This is a genomic window from Flavobacterium maritimum (assembly GCF_040049085.1).
In the GTDB taxonomy this organism is placed as follows: domain Bacteria; phylum Bacteroidota; class Bacteroidia; order Flavobacteriales; family Flavobacteriaceae; genus Flavobacterium; species Flavobacterium maritimum.
Window position 1 is genome coordinate 738,897 of record NZ_JBDLZY010000001.1, and the last position, 24,192, is coordinate 763,088.

A 24,192-nucleotide genomic window follows, 5' to 3' on the forward strand; every position below is an offset into this window, starting at 1 on the left:
TGAATGCGAAAGATACTAAAGGACTATCAAATTACAAAATAAATACTCTATTTATAATCTGTTTACAATAGTTTTTATAGGTAAATTCTTGTTTTTATCTGAATTTAGATTTTAAATAATGCGTTTTTAGGCGTAATCTTGGCCTAAAAAAGATAAAAAAAATCATAAAATAGATAGAGAATCTATGTTTATGATTTTTTCAGTTGACCATTTAGGTCTTTTAAAACTTGTCAGATATATTACTGCAAGCTGAGTCGTTATTTATTCCAAATCTTCCAAGCTTTTTCAGCTTGAAAAATTAGCATATCTAAACCATTCTTGATCTGTGCTCCCTGTTCTTTGGCTTTTTTCAAAAATTGAGTTTCTGCAGGGTTGTATATCAGGTCATAAGCGATATGCTTCTCTGTGAAGAATTCATAAGGAATTAGAGGGAAAGCATCTGTATTCGGACTGGTTCCTACCGGAGTGGAATTGATTATGATTTGGTAATTATCAAATGTTGTTGCATTGATTCTTTCGTAATCTACTGCGTTTTCTTTACTTCCTCTGGATACAAAAGTGTATAGAATACCCAGCTCATCCAGAGCAAAAGCAACCCCTTTTGAAGCGCCTCCCGTGCCTAAAATTAAGGCTTTTTTATGGTGGGGCTGTAGTAATGGCTTTAGTGATTTTTTAAAGCCATAATAGTCTGTATTGTATCCTTTTAATTTTCCTTTTTTTGTGAATTTTATCGTGTTTACAGCGCCAATTTCAGCGGCTTTTTTGGATAGCTTATCCAAAAATGGAATTACCACTTCTTTGTATGGAATTGTTACATTCAATCCTTTTAAATCAGGATTGTTTTTTACCAATTCTGTAAAAAAGTTTATTTCAGGAATGTCAAAATTTTCGTAACTGCAACCTTCAAAGTTCTCATTATTGAATTTATCTGTGAAATATCCTTTTGAAAAAGAATAATTAATATTGCGTCCTAATAATCCAAAGCGTTTTCTTACTATTTCAGTCATTACAATTTTTTATGTTTTGCAATATAATTTTGCACCATTTTTTTTGCCCATACCACTGGGAATAGATCTTCTATCAGAATATAATTATCGAAATTCAATCGCATCGCATTGCTTAGATGGAATTTTGCTTTTGTGTTTTCCTGTAACATAAAATACAATCCAGCCAAACGATATTCGACTTCATTTTCTTCCGGAAAATATTCAGATGCTTGTAGTAAAGTTTGAATGGCGCTTTCAAATTCTCCTAAAAACTGAAGGATGTCTACCCAAAATAACCAAGTGTCTAATTGGTAATCTCCAAATTCTACTGCTTTTCTGTATCCGAATTCGGCTTCTTCAAAAAAGTTCATTTGTTTGTTTATGGTAGCGTAACGTTTCCAGTACAAGCGATTTTGATTGTCAATTGCTAATGCTTTGTTGACAAAAAATAAGGCTTTTTGAAAGTTTTTTTGACGTACATAAAAATCAGTAATGGCAATCCATCCTTTGTCTAAAAGCGGATCTTCATGAACTGTTTTGTTGAAATATTTTAAAGCTAAAGCTTTGTTTCCTAATTTCTCATAACATTTGCCTATTCGAAGCAATGCATAAGAAGTAGCGTCATCCAGCTCGATAGTTCTGTTGTAGCTTTCGATGGCTTCTTCATATTTTTTTAATCGTTCAAAAGCTTTAGCCCTTTCCATAAAGGCACCCAAAAACTCATCATCGATTAGGGTAGCATAGTCAAAGGCACGAATGGCATTTTCATAGTCTTTCACACCATAATACAATCTTCCCATTTGATGCCAGGCAATTTCACTGTATGGATTTTTATCAATGTATTTGTTTAAATACGCGATTGCTTCCAGATTTTGATCCAAAAATTCAAAACAGTAGACTACATTGTATAAAGCTGATTGGTCTTCGAGATCTTCTTCTAAACATTTGATGAAGTTTTCTTTTGCCAATTCCAGATTATCCATAAAAAGATATTCCATGCCAATTAAATTATAGACATCAGCATAATCATCGGTATATTGTAAAGCTATTTTTAATAATTCAACCGCTTTTTCGTGCTGATCTCTTTTGGAATAAATATTGGCTTTTTGAATATAAATTTCTTCGTTTGTAGGCTCGATAGCATACAATTCGTTTAATAACTTTTCAGCTATTTCCAGTTTGTCATCGTAAACAAGCATTTCTACTTGAACTAATTTTAAGCCTGTAGATTTTGGATGCTGTTCCAATGCTAATTTTAGCGCTTTTTTTGCCAAAGCGGCCTTACCCATGTCGAGATAATGAAGAATAATTTCTTCAAATTCTTCGGAATCAAAAAAGAGCACTTTGTTAGTTTTTAACATCGACTCAAATTTTGAAAGAGATAAGTTATAATCTTCTTCTTCGTTGCTTAATTGCATACTTTGTTTTTTTGAATTTGGCCTAAATAAAGTTAGGCAACCTTAGTGTTGTTGAGAGGAGAAGTTTAGAATTGTTGTGAACAATTTAATTAACAAAAAATAGTTGGGTTTAATACTGATATCCTACCCTTGAGTAGTGTGAATCCTTTTTCTTTTTTCTTTAAAAAAGAGAAAGCTTACTTCACCAGACTCTTTTTTTCTTTGGAGTTTAATGAATTTAATTTACAGCCAATAACTGGAAATAACTCCAAAATTTTTATTTGTTTAAATAAATTGAATATGTGATTTGATGTTTCTGCAATCAAAAATCGTCTGTCATCATTTAGAAATCATTATTTCATCCATCACTTCAAGGATTATAGAACAACCTTCACGTATTTCCTCTTCGGAAATGGTTAGTGGGGGTGTAATTCGGATGGCGCAACCTTCAAAAAGTAACCAGAATAAAATCAATCCTTTGTCTTGACATTTGAGTATCACTTCATTTGTGATATCGGCACTTTTGGTCATTGCGGCAAGCATTAATCCTTTTCCTCTAATTTCTTCTATCAAAGGATGTACCAAAAGACTTCTGAACAGCTTTTCTTTTTCAAGAGCTTCAGGCATAAGATTCGTCTCAGTAATTTCTTTCAAAGTCGCTAAGCAGGCTGACGCAATGACAGGATGACCACCAAAAGTCGTAATATGACCAAGTTTGGGATCATGACTTAACAGGTCCATCATCGCAGATGATGCTGTGAAAGCACCAACAGGCATCCCGCCTCCCATTCCTTTTCCCATAACTACAATATCAGGAACAACATCATAATTTTGGAAGCCGAAAAGTTTTCCTGTTCTTCCAAAACCAGGTTGGATTTCATCAAGAATCATTAGGGCACCTACTTCAGTACAACGCTCGCGTACTTTTTTAAGGAAATTGTTGTGAGGTTGTATAAACCCAGCACCACCCTGAATAGTTTCTAAGATGATTCCGGCGGTTTTAGTGGTTATTTTTTGTAAATCGTCTTCGTTGTTGAAAGTGATAAAATCAACATCGGGAATAAGTGGGCGAAATATTTGTTTGCGCTCTTCAAATCCCATCACACTCATTGAGCCCATAGTATTCCCATGATAGGCATTGTGACACGAAATCAACTGGCTTCTGCCTGTAGTTCTTCTGGCGAGTTTTAAGGCGCCTTCAATAGCTTCTGTTCCTGAATTGACCAAATAGGTTTTATCTAAAGGAGCGGGCAGGAGAGAGGCCATTAGTTTGCAGTATTGTACGGCCGGACTTTGAGAATACTCCCCATAGACCATAACGTGTGAATATTTGTCTAATTGATCTTTGATAGCTTGATTGACTCTTGGGTGTTGGTGGCCAAGGGCACAAGCGGAAACTCCGGCTACAAAGTCTAAATATTTTTTATTATTGGCATCATAGATATAGGAACCAACAGCATGTGAAACTTCCATGCCCAATGGGTAAGGAGAAGTTTGCGCTTGGTATTTTATGAAATCGGGATTCATGTTGTTGTAATTTAATCGCTAAGTCTACAATCTCGAAGCTACGGGATTTGCAAAGTTCACGGAGTATTTTATGAGACTTATTTTCGGTATAGTCTTAGAAAAGGACTGATACTAAATTTTATTTTTTAGCTTTCGGTTTCGTTTTTTTCTTGTCATAATTCAAGGTTTCTTTTCGAACTTTCATTGGGACATCTTTTTTAGCATCTTCAGCTTTGCTTTGCGTGGCTATTTTTTCATTATCTACATTTTCCTCTGCAGGAAAAATATCATCTTTAGATTTTATCCTTTCGTCTCCTCGCCAGACCAGCCCGCGCAGTTTTCTGGCGTTTTCAGGTAAATCTTTTTCCGGGTAGATATCGCCATCCACTTGCTGGAAAAAAGTGATAGTTTCTACTTCATTTTTTTCTATAATAAGATTGATTTTACTGCTCACATTTTTATTAATGCCAATCAGCTCTTTAGCGTCGTTTCGCATATAATAAATAACTTCTGTATTTTTGATTATATCGACATCATGAAGCTTACCATCCAAAAATTTACCATAGAGATTTAGACCTTTCACCTGATTATACCCCGTTCCCAAGGTATCTTTAGAGACCAGAAAAGTATTGTTGAGGACCTTGAGGGAATCTAATTTTTGGGTTTTATTGTCTCCAATAAGGTGCATAACATCACCTGTAATTTGGTTTTCACCATTCCAAAGGATTGGATTACCAATCAGTTTTGTTAATGATGTTTTAGAACTGGAATGTATAGAATCGCATTTTCCACTCATGTCTGTTTTGAAAAACCGGACGTTGTTAAAAGCACGAATAATTCGGTTTCCTTCTTTTCCGGTAACCATTAATTTTTTGCCATGAATATAAACCGAGTCATTTTCGACAAAATTTACTGCCACTGCTCTTTTGGTTACAAATACAGAATCTTTTTTCTTATACATCTCGGCATAATGCCCTTTAATAATTCCGCGATTGATTGAATCTGTTATTTTTACATTTCGACTTGCAGAAGCAAATTCACGGTTTCGATCATAGTACAAACTATCTCCTTTTATGATTCGGTCGTCATATTTAATATAGGATTTGTTGAGAAAATGAGCTAGGTTTTTTTTAGTATCATAAAATCCTTTTTCAGTATAAATGTAGTTGGCCTTACTGGTTATTGTGGAAGGTCCCAAAAGATAGGAGTGTCCTGAATTACTGTAGTAATCTAAATGATTTGATTTTATCACATAAGTAGGATTGGTAATTGTAACGGCTGTCAGAAATTGAAATTTCTTTTGTGCAACATAATACCTTCCTGATTTACTGCGTAAAGTATTTTCTTTATTGACAATGGTTCCTTGTGTGTTATAAAACACTTCTTGAGTGTTTCTGTCAAAATTAATAGTGTCGGTAGCTAAAGTAGCATCTGGTGAACTCATTACGGCATCTCCTGTAGCAAAAGCCTTTTTCACATTCCCACTATATTCAGCATATTTACTGTTTAGGAATAAAGTATCTCCTTGCACCAATTGTACGTTTCCAAAAGCCTTGATGTAATTTTCTTTTTGAAAATAATAAGCCTTATTACACGTCATAATCACCCCGTCATGGTTGACGCGAACATTTCCAATAAGCAATAAAGCATCAGGAATTTCTACTTGATTGACATCTGCGAAATCAGAATTTTCGACAATAATTTTTTTTGGAGCTTGCGCCAAAACTAAATTGATACTTAGTAACAGGAAACAACAGTGAATGAAAAATAAGGACTTCTTCAATGGATTTATTTTTTTGTCAAATTTATGAAAAAGGATACAATCCTAATCCATATTAGGATTTATTTATAATTGTAGAAAAAGGGGTTGCAAATCATTTTATTTTAGAAATAAGTTGTCAACAAAAAGCAGAACTGTTTCGTTGTAGTTGTGATTTTAAAAGGTCTTTTTGGGGTAAATCCTGATGATTTCAGGGAAGTACTAAAAAAAAATATTAAATTTATGGATTGATGTTCAAAAACTTGGATATCGATGAAGGAATTCAAATTACTCTAAATAATTTTTTGTATGATAAAAAAAATAACTATTGTTGCAGGAATAAGTATGGTGCTTTTGGCGACAGCCTGTAAAACGAAAGATTTAAAAATGAATGAAGATAAGAAAGAAATAACTTCTGATAAAAAAGTAGTAGTATACCAAGTTTTCACGAGATTATTCGGAAATACAAACACTACTAATAAACCTTGGGGAACCATTGAGGAAAATGGAGTTGGAAAGTTTAATGATTTTACAGATAAAGCATTACATGAAATAAAAGATTTGGGGGTTTCCCATATTTGGTACACTGGTGTTCCTCACCATGCTTTGATTCGTGATTATACCGCGATAGGAGTTTCAAATGACGACCCGGAAGTAGTAAAAGGAAGAGCAGGTTCTCCTTATGCTGTTAAAGATTATTACAATGTAAATCCTGATTTAGCAGTTAATCCAGCTAACCGTTTGAAAGAATTTGAGGCATTAATTGCAAGAACCCACAAAGCGGGATTAAAATTGATTATTGATATTGTCCCTAATCATGTTGCTCGTAAATATGAAGGAAAAAGTAATCCTGAAGGTGTTAGAGATTTCGGAGCAGATGATGATGTGACCGTTGAATATAAAAGAGATAATAATTTTTATTATATACCTAATACCCATTTTGAAGTTCCAGATACAGACAAACCTTTAAATGGAGAAAGTAATCCTCTTATTGATGGTAAATTTGATGAATATCCTGCTAAATGGACTGGAAATGGTTCCCGCATGGCAAAACCGGATCGTAATGACTGGTACGAAACTGTAAAAGTAAATTATGGAATCCGACCTGACGGGTCTAAAGATTTTCTAGAACTTCCAGCCGGTTTTGATACAAAATCATACCAAGAGCATTTTGATTTTTGGAAAGATAAAGATGTTCCTGATTCATGGGAGAAATTTCGTTCGATTGCCTTGTATTGGACAGCGAAAGGAGTAGACGGTTTCCGATTTGATATGGCCGAAATGGTGCCATATGAATTTTGGAGCTATATGAACTCGGCTATTAAAGTTAACAATCCGGATGCTTTTTTATTGGCAGAAGTATATAATCCGAATGAGTATAGAAATTATATCCGTTTAGGAAAAATGGATTATTTATATGATAAAGTGGAGACCTACGATAAACTGAAAGATGTCATTCAAGGGAGATCATTAGCAGATGATTTGTCTGATATCAAAAATAGGATGAGTGATATCGAACACCATATGTTGCATTTTTTAGACAATCATGACGAACAACGTTTAGCCAGTCCGGAATTTGCAGGAACCCCACAAAAAGGGAAGCCGTTAATGGTTGTTTCGACTACTATAAGTACTTCACCGACGATGATTTATTTTGGACAGGAAGTGGGGGAAGCTGGTAACGAAAATGCTGGTTTTGGAACGCATTCCAGAACTTCAATTTTTGATTATGTGGGTGTTCCCAATCACCAACGTTGGATGAATGGAGGGAAATTTGATGGAGGTCAATTAACACAGGAAGAAAAAGACTTACGTGATTTTTATAAGAGATTGTTGAACTTCTCTTTGAATAGCCCGGCATTAATGGGGAAATTTCAAGAAATACAAACCCTAAACCGTCAGACGACTCAAGGCTATGATCCGGGAATATATGCTTATGTACGCTATTCTGATAACCAAAAATTGATTGTTGTTACCAATTTTTCATGGATCACGACAAGTAATTTTGAGTTAAAAATACCTTCTGATATAATTCAGAAATGGAATTTAAAAGATGGTAATTATACAATTACGGACCAATTGTATCAAAAAAGCAGTATACAATTGCAGGTAGTAAATGGTGAAGGAAAAGCACAAATTACCATTGCTCCATCGGAATCGTTTATTTATCAGTTATAAATTAGATAGAAAGAAAGCGGGGAAAATGAATGAACATTTTCCCCGTTTTTTTATTATAATAGTTTGTGATTTCTATTTCTTAAAAGTAGCTTGGTAGTTTTCTCCAACTTTTTTCCAATTGATAACATTAAAGAAGGCATCAATATAATTTTTTCTCTTGTATTGATAATCGAGATAATAGGCATGTTCCCAAAGGTCTAATGCCAATATTGGAGTTCCATGATATCCCACAACCGGAGCATTAGGCATCAACGGATTGTCTTGATTTTGAGTGCTCGTAATTTGTAATTTTCCTGAGTTATCTACGACCAGCCAAAGCCAACCGGAACCAAATTGTTTTGTGGCCTCATTTTTAAATTGAGAGCTGAAATTTTCATAAGACCCAAAATCTTTGATGATTGCTCCTGCTAAAGTGTCTGTTGGCTGTTCTACAGATTTCGCGCCCATACATTTCCAGTATAAACCATGATTATAGTAACCTCCGGCATTGTTTCTCATCGCAGCATCATTTAAGTCTAGTTTAGATAAAACCTGTTCAATGTCCAGGTTTTCTAATGGAGTTCCTGCAATTGCCTTGTTTAGATTATTAGTGTAGCTTAAATAGTGTTTCGAATAATGCATTTCCAAGGTTAAGGTAGAGATATGAGGGACCAACGCATCATAGCCATAAGGCAGCCTTTCCATTTGGAAAGCACCGTCCTCAGCCTTTACATCATCGGGATTTCCAATGGATATTTTTTCTTGTTTTGATGGCAAAGGGACTTCAACAACCTCAGTCAATTTTTTTTCGTTGCAAGAAATTAGCACACTAAACAAAAGGCAATTTGATAGTAAGAAATTGATTTTTTTCATGATTTTCTATTTTTTCAATAGGGAATTTATGATTTCAATATACTGTTCTTTGGCTTCATCGATTGTGAAATGACTTATTTGGAGCCACGCATTGCTTTTGAATGCATTTCGTAAATCAAAATTTTCTGATAGGCTATATTTAGCAGTGCCAAAAGTCGCTTGTTTGTAAAATGCATAAAGTCGTAACTGGACATCTTGAGGCAGGGATGCCTGTGTCATCTTTGAAGCTTCTTCAACGGCTTCTGCAAATCTTGTATCTAAATCTTTTTCAATCATTATGCTTTTGTAGCAATAATAGTTTTTCCGCCGATGGCTTTTTGATTTAATATTACGTTCACTGGTGTGCCTAATGGCAAAAATAAATCGACTCTTGAACCAAATTTTATAAAACCGGCATCAGTTCCCTGAATAACTTGCATACCTTCCTCAGCATAGTTTACGATACGTCTCGCCAGTGCTCCTGCTATTTGTCTATACAAGATAGCTCCGAATGTTTCATTTTCGACAACTACGGTTGTTCTTTCGTTTTCCTCACTTGCTTTTGGATGCCAGGCAACCAAAAACTTACCAGGATGGTATTTGCTAAACTTTACTAAACCACTAATTGGATAACGCGTTACATGCACATTTATTGGAGACATGAATATAGAAACTTGCAGACGTTTGTCTTTAAAATATTCTCCCTCATACACTTCTTCAATTACCACCACTTTACCATCTACTGGTGCAAGGATATGATTTTTATTGAGTTCTACAGTTCTTTTAGGATTTCTGAAAAATTGTAAAATGATAATTAAAAATAATAAAGTTATTATTTGAATTGCCATTTTGATCCAATTCGTATCAATAAAATTGTCAGTTAATAATAAAACTATGGCAGTAAACAATGTGCCTAACAAAATACTCTGGGATCCTTCTTTATGAAACATATGGTAAAAGTTGATAAAATAAATATACAATTGGTGCTACAAATATAACACTATCTAGTCGATCTAGAATGCCTCCGTGGCCAGGCATGATTTTTCCACTGTCTTTTATACCTGCAATACGTTTAAATTTAGATTCAACTAAATCGCCTATCGTACCAAATACCCCAACAATTAAAGCTATTGAAGTCCAAATAAGTATTGATTTTTCACTAAAACTTGGACTTGCCTTAATGTATAATTTTGAAATTAAATAGCCTGTAAAAATAGCAAAAACTACTCCGCCAATAAAGCCTTCGATGGTTTTTTTTGGAGAGATTCTCTCAAATAATTTATGTTTTCCTATTGATTTGCCGACCAGATATGCAAAGGTATCGTTTGTCCAAATTAAAATGAATAATCCGATAATAATTTTAGGATTATAGTCTTTTATTCCGAATGAAATTTTAATAATAAAAATAAAGGGTAAGAGTATATAGCCTAATAAATAAATGTATTTTGAAGGAGTACTTATTGATTGAACGGTATCATCAAACAAAAAGATAATACATTTTATAGAGACTATTAATGTCAGTACAAGCAAAGTTAAATTTAGCTGCTCTATGTCTATCGTCAACGCAATATTTTTGTTCTGAATGGTATTGATATAATTTTCGGTTTCAACTTTATAAAAACTTATTAATGATATCGTTGTGTAAAGAAGAGAAGCAAAAAAAACAGGAAGAATTTTATTCAGCTGAACTAAATTACAAAACTCGTAAGTTGCAATAATTAGAAAAATTCCGAATAGAATAATAAAACTTTCAGTAGAAAATAGGATAGCAGATAATAATAATGCGATGTAAATGGCACCAGAAATCCCTCTTTTAAGCGTTTCATTCATCTTAAAGATCTTCTAAAAGCAATAAATAAAGATTTTTTGCTGAGCTGCCGTACTGAGTAAAATCTTCTTCTTTTGCTTTTTCGAAATATTTTATAGTAGTAATGTTAGTAGGATAGTCCCTTTCGTATTTCTTTTTGATGGCGCTAAGCCCGTCGCTTTTTGCAGCAAGAATCTGACTTGTACTGGCTAGAACAATAATGTTTGTAGGTAATTCGTTAGGTTTGTTTTGTTTAATTTGTTTGGAAGAAAATAAGATAGATCCTTCTTCTGCAATTAAATTTTCACAGCTTGCCAGGAAAAATTTTGGATTTGCCGGCTTGTCATAAGTAAGTTTATTCTCTTCCAGTAAAGGAAAAAGTTTTGTGTCATAACATAGGACTTCGCTTTCAAACCAATCGTTTTCTTCTAAAATGTTTTCAAATTGCTCTTTTACTTCTGCTAAATTTTCACAGTACAAAAATTTCCCTCCGTTTTTCTTGAAATTATAGATAAATTGCTCATCTATAGACATGTTTGTGTCAGGAAAGGACTTGTTGTATTCTTTTTCTTTTTCCTCCTCTGACCCGGGATTATTTGAACCGAAAAATTTTCTGAAAAGACTCATATTTTGATAAACTACTTTATATGTTATTTGAAAACGTTCAAAGATAAAAAAATCTTAATTCAAAAGGGTCTTTTGAATTAAGATTTTAAAATATTTAAATAATTATGTTTTTAAGAGACTACTTCTTCCAAATTTTTATCGAAAGATCTTTTCCCGAAAATAGCTTCTAAATCATCTTTGAAAATAACTTCCTTTTCAATTAATATATCAGCAAGCTGATTTAATTTGTCTTTATTTTCTTCTAATATTTCAATCGCTCTTTGGTATTGGCTTTCAATCAGTGTTGAAATTTCTTCATCAATAACTTTTGCAGTTTCTTCAGAATATGGTTTTGAAAAACTGTATTCACCTTGACCGCTTGAATCATAATAAGTGACATTACCAATTTTTTCATTTAATCCATATATAGTAACCATCGCTCTTGCTTGTTTGGTCACTTTTTCTAAATCGCTTAAAGCACCTGTTGAGATTCGGTCAAAAGTTACTTTCTCAGCTGCTCTTCCTCCCATCGTGGCACACATTTCATCAAGCATTTGATCAGGACGAACGATTAAACGTTCTTCCGGTAAATACCAGGCTGCTCCCAAACTTTGACCTCTAGGTACAATTGTCACCTTTATTAAAGGCGCTGCATGCTCTAACATCCAGCTTACAGTAGCGTGACCAGCTTCATGAATCGCAATCGCTTTCTTTTCATCTGGAGTAACAATTTTGTTTTTCTTTTCGAGACCGCCAACGATTCTGTCAACAGCATCAAGAAAATCTTGTTTATCTACTGCAGTTTTGTTATTTCTGGCAGCTATCAATGCTGCTTCATTACATACATTGGCAATATCAGCCCCAGAAAAACCAGGAGTTTGTTTGGCCAAAAAGTCAGTGTCTAAACCTTCAATTTTTTTCAAAGGTGCAAGGTGTACTTTGAAAATTTCAGCACGCTCGCGAATATCTGGTAAATCAACAAATATTTGTCTGTCAAAACGTCCTGCACGCATTAAAGCTTTGTCAAGAACATCGGCTCTGTTTGTAGCAGCTAAAACAATTACATTAGAATTAGTGCCAAAACCATCCATTTCTGTCAATAATTGATTCAATGTGTTTTCACGCTCGTCATTTCCGCCGGACATGTTGCTTTTTCCTCTTGCTCTACCTACAGCATCAATCTCATCAATAAAAATAATGGATGGAGATTTTTCTTTTGCTTGTTTGAACAGGTCACGTACACGAGAAGCTCCTACACCTACAAACATTTCTACAAAGTCAGAACCTGATAAAGAGAAGAACGGTACTTGTGCTTCGCCAGCTACCGCTTTTGCTAATAATGTTTTTCCTGTCCCCGGAGGCCCTACTAATAAGGCGCCTTTAGGTATTTTTCCTCCAAGATTAGTGTATTTTTCAGGGTTTTTAAGGAATTCAACAATTTCTTGAATTTCTTCTTTAGCACCTTCTAAACCAGCAACATCTTTGAAAGTAGTTTTAATATCCGTTTTCTCATCAAAAAGTTTAGCTTTTGATTTACCAATATTGAAAATTTGTCCGCCACCGCCACCGGCTCCACCTGACATTTTTCTCATGATGAATATCCAAACGGCAATGATAATAATGATTGGTAACAGACTGATTAAAATATCTGTCCAGTTGTTTTTTTGCAAGAAGTTAAAATCTTTTAATTTTCCTTCATTAACCGCTTTCTCTAATTTGGTTTGGAATATTTGGTCATTTCCAATTTCTAGAGTGTAGTGAGGCCCTTTATTAGGTCTGTCAAAAACATCTTTAGCTACTTTTGAATGGATTTTATCTTTTAATGCTGCAGAACTTAGATATACTTCTGCTTCGTTTTTGTTGTATACAATTACTTTTTCAATTTGACCTTTCTCTAAATAAGTATTGAATTTAGAAGAGGTTAATTGAGCTGGTTCTTGAAGACTGCTTCCACCGGTTGCAAAACTGATGAATAGAAAAATTAACAGTATTGCAGTATAAATTAACCAAGGACTTACTTTAAATTTATTCGAATTTGGATTATTATCTTTAGCCATTACAAGTATGTTTCTTTAGTATTTGTTTTCGATCGTAGTAATTTTTGCGTCACCCCAAAGACTTTCAATGTTGTAATACTCTCGAATGTGTTTTTGGAATACGTGAACCACTACGTTTACATAATCCATAAGCACCCATTCAGCATTATCTGTACCTTCTACATGCCAAGGCTTATCTTTCAATTCTTTTGAAACTGTTTTTTGTATGGAGTTGACAATGGCATTAACTTGTGTGTTGGAATTTCCGTTGCAGATGATGAAATAGTCGCAAACTGCAGTATCTATTTCTCTTAAATCAAGAATTGTAATATCATTTCCTTTTACTTCCTCGATTCCTTTGATGATGTTCGCTAAGAGTACATCATTATTTATAGTCTTTTTCGCCATGAATAATTTTTATATAAGTTTGTAAAGTTACCATTTTTTGTGATTATTTTTGAACCTTAACATAATATTAAATTCTGTTTCACAAAAAAACGTATATGAAACTAATCAAACTCGATGCCATAGATTCTACAAATGAATTCCTTAAAGGTTTATCGAATAAGGAGGAATTGGAAAATTTCACGGTTGTTACTGCTGAGAACCAAACCAAAGGCAAAGGGCAAATGGGGTCGATATGGAATACTGAAGCGGGTAAAAATCTAATAATGAGTGTTTTGGTTAGGGATTATTTATTTGATATTAATCAGATTTTTAATCTCAATATTGCCGTTTCCTTAGCGGTAATAGATACTTTGGAAGTGATGAATATTCCTGATTTAAGTATTAAATGGCCGAACGACATTATGTCATACAATAAGAAAATAGGTGGCATTTTGATAGAGAATAGTATTAGAAGTGAAGAGACTATTGTGTCAATTGTAGGTTTAGGCCTGAATGTCAATCAAACGATTTTTGAAAACTTACCTAAAGCTTCTTCGTTAGCGTTGCTGTGTAATACTTATTTTAATAAAGAAGAATTACTTTTAATGATTATTGAAAACTTAAAGAAGAAATTGGAGCTATGGAGCCAGTTTTCGGATAGGTTTTGGAGGGAATATACTGATAAATTATTCCGAAAAGGAATTCCAATGGCTTTTTCAAATCAAAATGATCAAAATTTTATGGGCATTATTCAGGGAGTATCGTCAATTGGGAAACTCCAAATTCTTTTGGAAGATGATAGTGTTGCTGAATTTGATATAAAGGAAATAACAATGTTGTATTAAAAAAAATGTTTAAGATTGAAATCAATTCAAATCTTAAACATTTTTATTCTTTGTAATTAGGAATTTATAATTTGGTCATATTTGTGGCCAAGGTTTCGATAAATTTCCCAATTGGACCTTTGATCATCATTGCCATCATCGGATTGAAATCTCCTTCGAAATCAAGTTTTACATCACTGGAGTTGTCTGAAACAGTATCAATATTTGCAACTAATGTAAAAGGAAGCTTATCGCTTGCAGCTCCCAAAACTACTTTACTGGGCGCTACTTTTTCCTTCATTTTTAATTTTATTTCAGGCATTCCTTTTAATCCAAAAATGAAGGCATCGTCACCAATAACTTCAAATTTAGCAATGTTTTCAGGCATTAATTTTTCAAAATTTTTCACATCGCTCAATAAATCAAATAATTCTTGTGCAGATTTCGGAACAGTAACTTTTGGACTTTCTAAGTTCATGGTTTTAGTGTATTGTATTTTTATTTTTTTATACTTGGACTCCCCAAGTTGATGGTGTTACACTCCATTCTCTTAAAGTTTGCTCTTCTTCTTCAGTAATGTATTTTTTGGCTACAGCCAAATTCAATAAATTCTGATAATTACTTAAGGTAAACAAATCGATGTGGGCGTTTTTAAAGTTCTCTTCTGCTACGTCAAAACCATAGGTAAATATCGCTGCCATACCTTTTAAGTTGGCTCCGGCTTCACGAAGTGCTTCAACGGCAAGTAAGCTACTGTTTCCTGTGCTTATTAAATCCTCTACAACGACCACATTTTGACCCTTTTGTAGGAAACCTTCCACTTGGTTTTGTCTTCCGTGTTTTTTTGGTTCCGGACGCACATATACAAACGGGAGTCCTAAACTCTCCGCAACGAGCATTCCAATTCCTATAGCACCGGTTGCAACACCAGCTATAACATCGGGTTTGCCAAATTGTTTTTCAATATTTTTGGCAAACTCATCCCGAACATAATTTCTTATGGCTGGAAATGAAAGGATTAGACGATTATCGCAATATATTGGCGATTTCCATCCAGAAGCCCATGTAAAAGGATTTCTTGGATTCAATTTAATTGCATTTATTTGCAAAAGCAATTCGGCTGTTTTTTCGGCTGTATCTTTATTAAAAATCATAGTACAAATGTATAAAGTTTTTGTTAACGACAAACCACTTTTTTTGACAAATCAAATCTCTAAGGAGACAGATTTTCAACTTTTTTTGTTAGAAAGCATAGATATTGAGCAAATTATAGTCAAAATCTTTCAAAATAAAATTCAAAAAGCCTACCTGTATCATCCTGATGAGAAGGAGATTATGAAAACTTTGAAGGCAAAAATTCCTGTTTGTAAAGCAGGAGGCGGCTTTGTTTACAATAAAAAAGGAGAAGTGCTATTTATTTTCAGAAATGGAAAATGGGATTTACCTAAAGGAGGAATTGAAAAAGGCGAAGAAATTGAGGCTACAGCTATGCGCGAAGTAGAAGAGGAAACCGGAGTTAACAAGCTGAAGGTCACTAAAAAACTTCAAAAAACCTATCATGTTTTTAAACGTAACGGTAAATACAAGTTAAAAATTACCCATTGGTTCGAAATGCAATCCAGTTTTGAAGGAACGCCTCAAGGCCAATTAGAAGAAGGAATCGAAAAAGTAGCTTGGTTAAATCCAGAACAAATTAAAGAGGCATTGAAAAATTCCTATGAAAACATAAAATTATTATTTGAAGAAGAAAAGCTCCTGAAATAGGAGCTTTTTTTTAGTTTAAAATTCTGTAAACAGGATATTGTAAATGAGCTTTTTCATAATAAACAGAATGTTTGTAGATCCAGTCTAATTGCGCTTCCGGATTTTTGTTAAAGACGCTGTCGTTTTGTTTTTTATTTTCGAACTCTTCTTTCAGTTTTGGATTTTCTTTTAAAATCTGCGTGGCAGTATCCTCAAAAACATATTCCGAATAGCCTTCTTTTTGTTGAAGCATAGTATCAAAGAAATTCCAATTAAAGAAGGAATCAATTGCCTCTGGTTCGAGTGTTTCCAATAAATATTTTACTCCTTTTTGTTGTGTTGAGACAACATAATCTCCTTTGGCAAAAGCCACTTTTTCGATTTTAGAAGTAACTGCAGTATTTTGATGCAAATAATGGCCTTCATAGGCAGAATTTGTTGTCTTGAAATCAGTGATTTTATAATTCTCTACTTCAATAAGTGTGTCTTTTTCAAGCTGGTGGTAAGAGATACCGTTGTTTTTTAATAAGTCAATAACTGGCCAAAATCCCTTCGGAATTACATAAGCTTCCGGAATAATAATATCTTTTACCGATTTGAATTCTTTTATAAATGGGACGTTTTTCTTGTATGGTTTTGTTTTGTCATAAAACAAACGATTGCCGGTTGTGACATCACTTTTTTTATAACCGGCCTCATATCCTAAAAATGGAAAAGTAGTCGCTTTTGTACTGTCGATTGCCCATTTAATGGTATAGTTTTTTTGGGGCTGATATTGCTCTGCATTTTTTAAACGCAGTTCTTTGATTTTTTGATAGTTGTTATCAGTAAAATCAATTGCAGTTCTCATGTATTCATAAGTCACTTTTACGCGATCAGCATATTTTTTCAACATGTGTGTTTCTACAACGAATCCAATTGTATTGAATAGAGAAGTATAGCCGGTTGCAAATCTTGGGCTTTCGAAAAATTGACCAAAACCCTTATCTGGAGTGTCTTGAAAAGCATTAACATATGGTGTCGTTTCAATCTTCTTTTTTTGTAAATCTTTGACTAAGGCCGGCATCATTTCGGTATTTAGAAAATCTCCTAAAACAGTACCCAATTTGTTATGTTGGGTCATGATATAAGTTAGTTTGTATTGGTAATCAGCACCATTACTAACATGGTTGTCAATAAAAACATCAGCGTTTGTTTTATGGAAAATCTCCACAAAACTCTTTGTGTTTCGTGTGTCAGACTTAATGAAATCACGATTCAAATCATAGTTTCTGGCATTACCGCGAAAACCATATATTTCAGGACCGTCCTGATTGGCTCTTGAAGTGGAGTTTCGGTTTAATGCACCACCAATATTGTAAACAGGTATAGTCACAATAACTGTGTTTTTGGGTGTTTTTATTTTGCCTAAAGCTAAATCGCGGTATAATTGCATTGTTGCGTCTATTCCGTCAGGTTCCCCTGCGTGAATGCCATTATTGATTAGAAGAACGGCTTTGTCTTTTTGAATGGTTGAAAAATTAAATTCTTTTTCTGCATTGAAAGTTACTATATGTAAAGGTTCACCACTGTCTGTTAAGGCCATTTCCTGAATTTCAATAGTGGGAAAATCAGCAGCTAAAAGTTTGTAATAAGCAATCGTTTCAGAATAAGATGCCGATTGATTTCCGTTTCCTTTTTCGAAGAAAGTATCGTATTTACTATTGTTTTGTGCTAATATTGAACAACTAACAAGTAAAAGTGCTAAAGTAAAAAATCTCATGTTTGGGGTTTTTAAGACGTCGGTCAAATATACTATTTTTTCAATGTCAATACCAAGAGTATTCTGAAGGACAAATTCTGTATTATTTCAACAATTTAATGATGCATTGGAATAAAAATGAAAATTCATAACTCAAAATTCAATACTTAAAATTAAAAATTACCTTTGCAAAATGAATAAGAAACACCATTCCAACAATATACTTTTGAATTTAGGCATCGAAAGTCTAAATGAAATGCAGGAAGTTGCACAAGATACTATCCTGAACGATAATAATGTATTATTACTTTCACCAACAGGTTCCGGAAAAACATTGGCTTTTTTGTTGCCTATTTTAGAAATGTTACAGCCTGAAATCCAATCGGTTCAATGTTTAATTTTGGTTCCTTCGCGTGAACTAGGATTGCAAATTGAGCAGGTTTGGAAAAAAATGGGAACCGATTACAAGGTAAATGTCTGCTACGGAGGGCATTCAATAGACACAGAAATCAAGAATTTAAGTAATCCTCCAGCCGTTTTAATCGGGACTCCTGGAAGAATTGCAGATCATATTGACAGAGGCAGCTTTCGTGTAGACAAAATTCAAACTTTGATTCTCGATGAATTTGATAAATCATTACAATTGGGTTTTCACGAGCAAATGTCATTTATCATTGGGAAATTAACCAAACTGAACAAACGCATTTTAGTTTCGGCTACTTCGGATATTGAGATTCCGAAATATACACGTGTCGTGAATCCAACCATATTGGATTTTATTCCGGAAAATGAAGAAGAAACGAATCTTTCGATGAAAATGGTCGTTTCTAAGGAAAAGGACAAAATTGGGGCTTTGTTTAATCTGATTTGTTCTTTAAAATCGCAATCGGCAATTATTTTTTGCAATCATAGAGACGCTGCAGAGCGTATTAGCGATACTTTAAATGAAAAAGGAATTTATTCGACGTATTATCATGGAGGTATGGATCAGGATGAAAGAGAGCGCGCTTTAATTCAGTTCAGAAACGGAAGTGTAAGTTACTTAGTTACCACAGATTTAGCTGCCCGTGGACTCGATATTCCTGAAATGAAGCATGTGATTCATTATCATTTACCACTGAAAGAAGATGAGTTCACACATAGAAATGGTCGTACTGCACGTATGCTGGCTTCAGGAACAGCTTATATCATTGTTCATGAAAGCGAAAAGAAATTAGATTACATCGATTATGGAATGGAAGTCTTGAAAGTGGACAACGCAAACACATTGCCAAAACCGCCAGAGTACCAAACCATTTATATTAGCGGTGGTAAGAAAAATAAATTAAATAAAATTGATATCGTAGGTTTCTTTTCCCAAAAAGGGAAATTAGAGAAAGGCGATCTGGGATTGATTGAAGTAAAAGATTTTGTCTCTTTTGCGGCAGTAAAATTCAATAAAGTAAAAGATTTGCTTCATAATATCAGAGATGAGAAAATGAAAGGAAAGAAATTTAAAATTGAGGTCGCGAGAAATGTGATTAAGAAAGAAGAGGAGTAGTTTTCAGTCTCAGCGCCAGTTTTCAGCTAAAAAAATCGTTAACAGTATAATTTACTGCTAACGATTTTTTTATGTAATGAAATCTACTAAAAATTATGACTGTGATTGAGAATTATAATTTATAATAGGTAATTGGTTTTATTATTGTGTATTGAGGGTTTAGTTTACAAACAAAATATATGATTAAATGTTAATAAATAATCAATTCAAAAAAGGAGTTGTTTTTTATAATTATTATGTTTGCGAACAAATACTAACCTACAAAGTATATCATTAAACCCCAAATTAATTATGAAAAAAATTATTGCGATTGCGATTATGTTTATGAGTTCTATTGGCTACAGCCAAATTAAAGTTGTTGAAACTGTCCCTGTTGAGAAATTGGGCAGAGTTAATAGTAATTTTTATGTTCAAAAAATAGGAGAGGAATACACCTTTTTTTATACAACAGTTAAAAGTGATGAAGAAGAGGCTGCCTTAAAGAATTTTACATTTAAAAACATTGATAATGCTTATCAAAGTCTTTACGGTATTATTACAAGCGGATTTGCGGCCAGCCCTTTGAATGATGTAAAATTAGAATTGCCTAATAATTTTGTTTGGCTGCATTATATAGCCAATTCTGATAAAACAACCGTACAGTTTATGGTTTCAAACAAAGCTGCCAATGCGACCTATGTTTCTGAGCCATTATCAAGAGACCAGATTGAAAAATTGTTTCAAAAAAGCTAAATTGAGTATTCTGTATTCAGTTACAGTTTTCAGTAAAAAAAAAATCGTTAGCAATTTCTACTGCTAACGATTTTTTTTATGCTATCGAATCACTGAAAACTATATCTTTTTTACGTATTGTGTAATGATTACAATCTGTTGGCCATCTACTTTTCCTTCTATGTACTCAGCATTTTCGTGATCTAGTCGGATGTTGCGGACTGCCGTTCCTTGTTTGGCTACCATGCTTGATCCTTTTACTTTTAAATCTTTGATTAAAACTACTGAATCTCCGTGCTCCAAAATCACTCCGTTGCTGTCACGGTGGATAATTTTGTTTTCATCGTCTTCACCTTCACCTGTAGCCTGAGCCCAAGCCAAAGTATCCTCATCTAAATACATCATGTCCAATAGTTCTTGAGGCCATCCCGCTGCACGCATTCTGCTCAACATTCTCCAAGCGACAACCTGAACGGCCGTATGTTCGCTCCACATGCTGTCGTTTAGACATCTCCAGTGGTTTAAATCTACTTTATCTGGATTTTCAATTTGGTCAATACAGGTACTGCAGGCCATAATGCTTTCATCTATTCCACCTTTTCTGGTAGGCAGTACTTGATAAACTTTTAAGTTTTCGGTTGCACCACAAAGTTCACATTTTGAACCACTACGTTTGTTTAATTCTCTCTCTATACTCATTATCTTATGGCTTTTATTTTTCGGCGAAAGTAAGGCTAAATAGCGCTTTTCGCAAATTTATATTGGGACCGTTTCTTTTATGAAGCCGACTGCAGTTGCCATTATCTAGTCTGGACTACAATCAACTTGACAAAAAGATATCTGCTGAAATTATTTCACTCTTACCGCATCCGGCACGAGCATTTGGTATTCACCATGATTACGGATTACATCTCTTACAATACTGGAGCTGATGTAGGATGTTCTGGCAGCAGTCAATAAAAACACGGTTTCTATTTTTGACAGACGTCGGTTGGTGTGGGCAATCGCTTTTTCGAATTCGAAATCAGCAGGATTACGAAGACCGCGAAGGATAAAATTGGCATTGATTTTATGGCATAAATCGATGGTTAGACCTTCATAAGTAATCACAGATACTTTTGGCTCATCCTTGAATGTCTCTTCGATAAAACGCTTTCTTTCTTCCAGTGAAAACATGTATTTTTTCTCGTGATTCACTCCAATGGCAATTACGATTTCATCAAATAAAGAAATTCCTCTTTTGATAATGTCTTCATGACCTAAAGTGATGGGGTCAAAGGATCCCGGAAATATGGCTTTTCTCATTTTTTTTTTAAAGATTCTAAGATTTTGAGAAACTAAGTCGCTAAGTGCCTTAGAACATTAGTTTTCTGGCAATTTATATTAAAGCCAATTCTATTGCATTAGTAAATAAATCTTCTAATGAAATTCCGGCTGCTTTGGCTTGTTGTGGGATCAAACTTTCGGTGGTAAGCCCTGGAATGGTATTCATTTCGAGCATGTGTGGTTCGCCATTTACAATAATAAATTCGCTTCTGGAGAAACCTTTCATTTTTAAGACTTCGTAGGCACGTTTGGCAATTTCACCCACTTTTTGAGTCATTTCGTCTGAAATTCTTGCCGGAGTGATTTCTTGTGACTTTCCAAGATATTTAGCTTCATAATCAAAGAAATCATTCTCGGAAACTATTTCGGTTATCGGTAAAACAGTGATTGTTCCTTTGTAATTGATAACACCAACAGAAACCTCGGTACCATCAAGGAAACTTTCTATGATGATTTCGTTGTCTTCTTTGTATGCTACTTCAATAGCGATAGGTAATTCGGCTGCAGTTTTTACTTTGGAGATTCCAAAACTGGAACCCGCTTTATTGGGTTTTACGAAGCAAGGCAATCCTACTTTATTGATAATTTCATCGGTATTGACTTTATCACCTTTGTTTAAGTAATAAGAGATGGCCGTTTTTATTCCGTATGGTTTAAGAACAGAAAGTAAATCACGTTTGTTGAAGGTCAAAGCAGCTTGATAATAGTCGCAAGAAGTTTGAGGGATATTTAGTAATTCAAAATATGCTTGCATTAATCCGTCTTCACCAGGAGTTCCATGAATGGCATTGAAAACGCAATCAAAATTGATTTTCTCTCCTGCTACGGTTACAGAAAAATCATTTTTATCAATAGGGAATTCGGCATCATTTGCATCTACATAGACCCATTTTTCTTTGAAGATATGGATACGGAATCCGTTGTATTTTGTTTTGTCAAGAAATTGATATACGACGTTTCCGCTGATTAGTGAGATTTTGTATTCGCTGGAATAGCCGCCCATGATGATGGCAATGTTTTTCATTTTATAAGTTTAATCGGTTAGACGTTTAATCTATTAACCGATTAAACGTATTCAAAACAAAATTATCATTTTTTTTGAAACGAAATAGCTTTATCTTTGCCGCATATAAAAATAAATTTATGAGTTTACGTAAATATCTTACCAGCCGTGTCTTTTTTGGGCAAGTACTAATTGCTCTTGCCATTATTGCCGTTTTGGGTTATTTGTTTATGCATTGGTTGACTTTTACGACTGATCATGGCCACGAAATATCGGTTCCGAATTTGAGTAAATTAACAGAGGAGCAAGTGGAGGAGAAGTTGGATGAGTTGGATTTAGATTATGAATTGCTTGACAGTGTAGATTTTAGAGGGGATTATCCTAAGTTTTCTGTTGTAGAGCAAGATCCATTACCGGGAACCAAAGTAAAAGTAGGAAGGAAAGTATATATAAAAATTAATTCTTCGGGATTCTCGTCTGTACGACTTCCTGATTTAATTGAAAAAACCTATCGTGAAGCGGTTCCGACACTGAAAGCTTTAGGACTTGAAGAGGGAACGATTACTTATATTCCGAATTTAGGAAAAGATATGGTTTTAGAAATGCGTTATAAAGGCAGAAATCTAAAACCAGGCGAACGCGTATTGAAATCATCAAAAATTGATTTGGTTTTAGGCGATGGAAAAGTGAGTTATGAAGAACAAACCGAAGCGGATAGTACGGCAACGGCTACTCCAACAGAAGAAGAAATACCAGTAGATGAACAATAATATTGAGCCATTAGATTTAGAAGAAGAATTATTTGAGCATTTCAGGTTTGAGGTTCCCAAAGGGCAGGCACCTTTGCGAATTGATAAATATTTGATGAGTTTGATTCAAAATGCCACTCGGAATAAGATTCAGAATGCCGCCACCGAAGGGAATATTTTTGTAAATGACGCGATCGTAAAATCGAATTACAAAGTAAAAGCTTTTGATGTGGTTCGTGTAATGCTTTCCCATCCTCCTTATGAAAACCATATTATTGCAGAGAATATTCCGCTTAATATTGTGTATGAAGACGACGCCTTGTTGTTGATCAATAAAGAGCCAGGAATGGTAGTACATCCCGGTCATGGAAATTATACGGGAACTTTGGTGCATGCATTGGCGTACCATTTTGATAATTTGCCAATGAACAGCAGTGAACGTCCCGGATTGGTTCACCGAATTGACAAAGACACTTCGGGCTTATTGGTCATTGCCAAAACAGAGGCCGCTATGACACATTTGGCCAAACAATTTGAAGCGAAAACTTCCGAAAGAGAATATATTGCTTTGGTTTGGGGAAATGTGGCTGATGATCAAGGAACAATTGAAGGAAATTTGGCAAGACACTTGAAAGATCGTATGCAAATGGCGGTTTTTGACGATCCGGAAATTGGAAAACCTGCTGTAACACATTATAAAGTGTTGGAACGTTTTGGATATGTGACTTTGATTTCCTGTCAATTGGAAACAGGAAGAACACATCAGATTCGTGCCCATATGAAACATATTGGTCATCCATTGTTTAATGATGAGCGTTATGGTGGTCATTTGATTCTGAAAGGAACAACCTTTACAAAATACAAACAATTTATAGACAACTGTTTTAAGGCTTTGCCAAGACAGGCATTGCATGCGAAAACATTAGGTTTCATACATCCAGTAACTGGTGAGATGATGCGTTTTGATACGGAACTCCCAGATGATTTTAAGGATTGTACGAAAGATGGAGAAATTATTCCAAATCACATAGTACGGAAGAAGAAGAATAGAAAAAGCCCCAG

Annotated in this window: 23 protein-coding genes and 1 pseudogene; 7 read left to right on the forward strand and 17 right to left on the reverse strand. The window is 34.3% G+C overall.

Features of this window, described 5'->3' with window-relative positions; genetic code table 11:
- Positions 1–257: 257 nt before the first annotated feature.
- The 4 genes from ABEB23_RS03300 to ABEB23_RS03315 form a co-directional block, all read right to left on the reverse strand.
- A complete protein-coding gene (locus ABEB23_RS03300; protein ID WP_348810948.1) occupies positions 258–1,007 on the reverse strand; it encodes a shikimate dehydrogenase family protein in 750 nt (249 codons plus the stop codon).
- On the reverse strand, positions 1,007–2,404 hold the full coding sequence (locus ABEB23_RS03305; protein WP_348810949.1) for a tetratricopeptide repeat protein: 1,398 nt from the start codon (positions 2,402–2,404) through the stop codon (positions 1,007–1,009). The genes ABEB23_RS03300 and ABEB23_RS03305 overlap by 1 nt, the downstream gene beginning before the upstream one ends.
- A 318-nt stretch (positions 2,405–2,722) precedes the next feature.
- A complete protein-coding gene (locus ABEB23_RS03310) occupies positions 2,723–3,910 on the reverse strand; it encodes an aspartate aminotransferase family protein (RefSeq protein WP_348810950.1) in 1,188 nt (395 codons plus the stop codon).
- 118 nt (positions 3,911–4,028) lie between these two features.
- Complete coding sequence (locus ABEB23_RS03315) at positions 4,029–5,672, reverse strand: OstA-like protein (RefSeq protein ID WP_348810951.1); 1,644 nt, start codon at positions 5,670–5,672, stop codon at positions 4,029–4,031.
- 285 nt (positions 5,673–5,957) lie between these two features.
- On the opposite strand from ABEB23_RS03315, the gene ABEB23_RS03320 reads away from it, so the two are divergent.
- Positions 5,958–7,826, forward strand: coding sequence for an alpha-amylase family protein (locus tag ABEB23_RS03320; protein ID WP_348810952.1), 1,869 nt, complete (start codon positions 5,958–5,960; stop codon positions 7,824–7,826).
- Positions 7,827–7,898: 72 nt separating this feature from the next.
- Here the strand turns inward: ABEB23_RS03320 and ABEB23_RS03325 are convergent, their stop codons facing one another.
- From ABEB23_RS03325 to rsfS, 7 genes are all read right to left on the reverse strand, one after another.
- On the reverse strand, positions 7,899–8,678 hold the full coding sequence (locus tag ABEB23_RS03325) for a superoxide dismutase (RefSeq protein WP_348810953.1): 780 nt from the start codon (positions 8,676–8,678) through the stop codon (positions 7,899–7,901).
- Positions 8,679–8,684: 6 nt separating this feature from the next.
- On the reverse strand, positions 8,685–8,954 hold the full coding sequence (locus ABEB23_RS03330) for an acyl-CoA-binding protein (protein WP_348810954.1): 270 nt from the start codon (positions 8,952–8,954) through the stop codon (positions 8,685–8,687).
- Positions 8,954–9,607, reverse strand: a complete 654-nt coding sequence (locus ABEB23_RS03335) for a phosphatidylserine decarboxylase family protein (RefSeq protein WP_348810955.1) — start codon at positions 9,605–9,607, stop codon at positions 8,954–8,956. Before ABEB23_RS03335 ends, ABEB23_RS03330 begins: the two co-directional genes overlap by 1 nt.
- Entirely contained in the window at positions 9,597–10,487 is an 891-nt protein-coding gene (locus ABEB23_RS03340) for a phosphatidate cytidylyltransferase (protein ID WP_348810956.1), read from the reverse strand. Before ABEB23_RS03340 ends, ABEB23_RS03335 begins: the two co-directional genes overlap by 11 nt.
- Before the next feature lies 1 nt (position 10,488).
- Complete coding sequence (locus ABEB23_RS03345) at positions 10,489–11,091, reverse strand: LUD domain-containing protein (RefSeq protein ID WP_348810957.1); 603 nt, start codon at positions 11,089–11,091, stop codon at positions 10,489–10,491.
- Between the two features lie 110 nt (positions 11,092–11,201).
- On the reverse strand, positions 11,202–13,127 hold the full coding sequence (ftsH, locus tag ABEB23_RS03350) for an ATP-dependent zinc metalloprotease FtsH (protein ID WP_348810958.1): 1,926 nt from the start codon (positions 13,125–13,127) through the stop codon (positions 11,202–11,204).
- 15 nt (positions 13,128–13,142) lie between these two features.
- Positions 13,143–13,514, reverse strand: coding sequence for a ribosome silencing factor (gene rsfS, locus ABEB23_RS03355; protein WP_348810959.1), 372 nt, complete (start codon positions 13,512–13,514; stop codon positions 13,143–13,145).
- A 95-nt stretch (positions 13,515–13,609) separates the two neighbouring features.
- On the opposite strand from rsfS, the gene ABEB23_RS03360 reads away from it, so the two are divergent.
- Positions 13,610–14,338, forward strand: a complete 729-nt coding sequence (locus ABEB23_RS03360) for a biotin--[acetyl-CoA-carboxylase] ligase (RefSeq protein ID WP_348810960.1) — start codon at positions 13,610–13,612, stop codon at positions 14,336–14,338.
- A 64-nt stretch (positions 14,339–14,402) separates the two neighbouring features.
- Here the strand turns inward: ABEB23_RS03360 and ABEB23_RS03365 are convergent, their stop codons facing one another.
- Entirely contained in the window at positions 14,403–14,795 is a 393-nt protein-coding gene (locus ABEB23_RS03365) for an SRPBCC family protein (RefSeq protein ID WP_348810961.1), read from the reverse strand.
- Positions 14,796–14,823: 28 nt separating this feature from the next.
- On the reverse strand, positions 14,824–15,471 hold the full coding sequence (gene pyrE, locus ABEB23_RS03370; protein ID WP_348810962.1) for an orotate phosphoribosyltransferase: 648 nt from the start codon (positions 15,469–15,471) through the stop codon (positions 14,824–14,826).
- A 7-nt stretch (positions 15,472–15,478) separates the two neighbouring features.
- Between pyrE and ABEB23_RS03375 the strand changes: the two genes are divergently transcribed.
- The gene (locus tag ABEB23_RS03375; protein ID WP_348810963.1) at positions 15,479–16,081 is read left to right on the forward strand and encodes an NUDIX hydrolase; all 603 of its coding nucleotides are present in this window, start codon (positions 15,479–15,481) and stop codon (positions 16,079–16,081) included.
- A 10-nt stretch (positions 16,082–16,091) separates the two neighbouring features.
- Here the strand turns inward: ABEB23_RS03375 and ABEB23_RS03380 are convergent, their stop codons facing one another.
- Positions 16,092–17,822 (reverse strand): M14 family metallopeptidase, encoded by a 1,731-nt coding sequence (locus ABEB23_RS03380; RefSeq protein WP_348810964.1) that lies wholly within the window; start codon positions 17,820–17,822, stop codon positions 16,092–16,094.
- 172 nt (positions 17,823–17,994) lie between these two features.
- Between ABEB23_RS03380 and ABEB23_RS03385 the strand changes: the two genes are divergently transcribed.
- Together ABEB23_RS03385 and ABEB23_RS03390 are read left to right on the forward strand one after the other, a co-directional pair.
- Positions 17,995–19,341 (forward strand): DEAD/DEAH box helicase, encoded by a 1,347-nt coding sequence (locus tag ABEB23_RS03385; protein ID WP_348810965.1) that lies wholly within the window; start codon positions 17,995–17,997, stop codon positions 19,339–19,341.
- A 291-nt stretch (positions 19,342–19,632) separates the two neighbouring features.
- Positions 19,633–20,073 (forward strand): hypothetical protein, encoded by a 441-nt coding sequence (locus ABEB23_RS03390; protein WP_348810966.1) that lies wholly within the window; start codon positions 19,633–19,635, stop codon positions 20,071–20,073.
- A gap of 99 nt (positions 20,074–20,172) precedes the next feature.
- Here the strand turns inward: ABEB23_RS03390 and ABEB23_RS03395 are convergent, their stop codons facing one another.
- From ABEB23_RS03395 to ABEB23_RS03405, 3 genes are all read right to left on the reverse strand, one after another.
- The gene (locus ABEB23_RS03395) at positions 20,173–20,751 is read right to left on the reverse strand and encodes a PhnA domain-containing protein (RefSeq protein ID WP_348810967.1); all 579 of its coding nucleotides are present in this window, start codon (positions 20,749–20,751) and stop codon (positions 20,173–20,175) included.
- A gap of 150 nt (positions 20,752–20,901) precedes the next feature.
- Positions 20,902–21,357: a pantetheine-phosphate adenylyltransferase gene (coaD, locus tag ABEB23_RS03400; RefSeq protein WP_348810968.1), complete on the reverse strand. Its 456-nt coding sequence runs from the start codon at positions 21,355–21,357 to the stop codon at positions 20,902–20,904.
- A 73-nt stretch (positions 21,358–21,430) separates the two neighbouring features.
- Complete coding sequence (locus tag ABEB23_RS03405; protein WP_348810969.1) at positions 21,431–22,402, reverse strand: D-alanine--D-alanine ligase; 972 nt, start codon at positions 22,400–22,402, stop codon at positions 21,431–21,433.
- 119 nt (positions 22,403–22,521) lie between these two features.
- On the opposite strand from ABEB23_RS03405, the gene ABEB23_RS03410 reads away from it, so the two are divergent.
- Together ABEB23_RS03410 and ABEB23_RS03415 are read left to right on the forward strand one after the other, a co-directional pair.
- A complete protein-coding gene (locus ABEB23_RS03410; protein WP_348810970.1) occupies positions 22,522–23,151 on the forward strand; it encodes a PASTA domain-containing protein in 630 nt (209 codons plus the stop codon).
- A pseudogene (locus ABEB23_RS03415) lies at positions 23,141–24,180 on the forward strand (RluA family pseudouridine synthase). Before ABEB23_RS03410 ends, ABEB23_RS03415 begins: the two are co-directional and overlap by 11 nt.
- Positions 24,181–24,192: the final 12 nt, after the last annotated feature.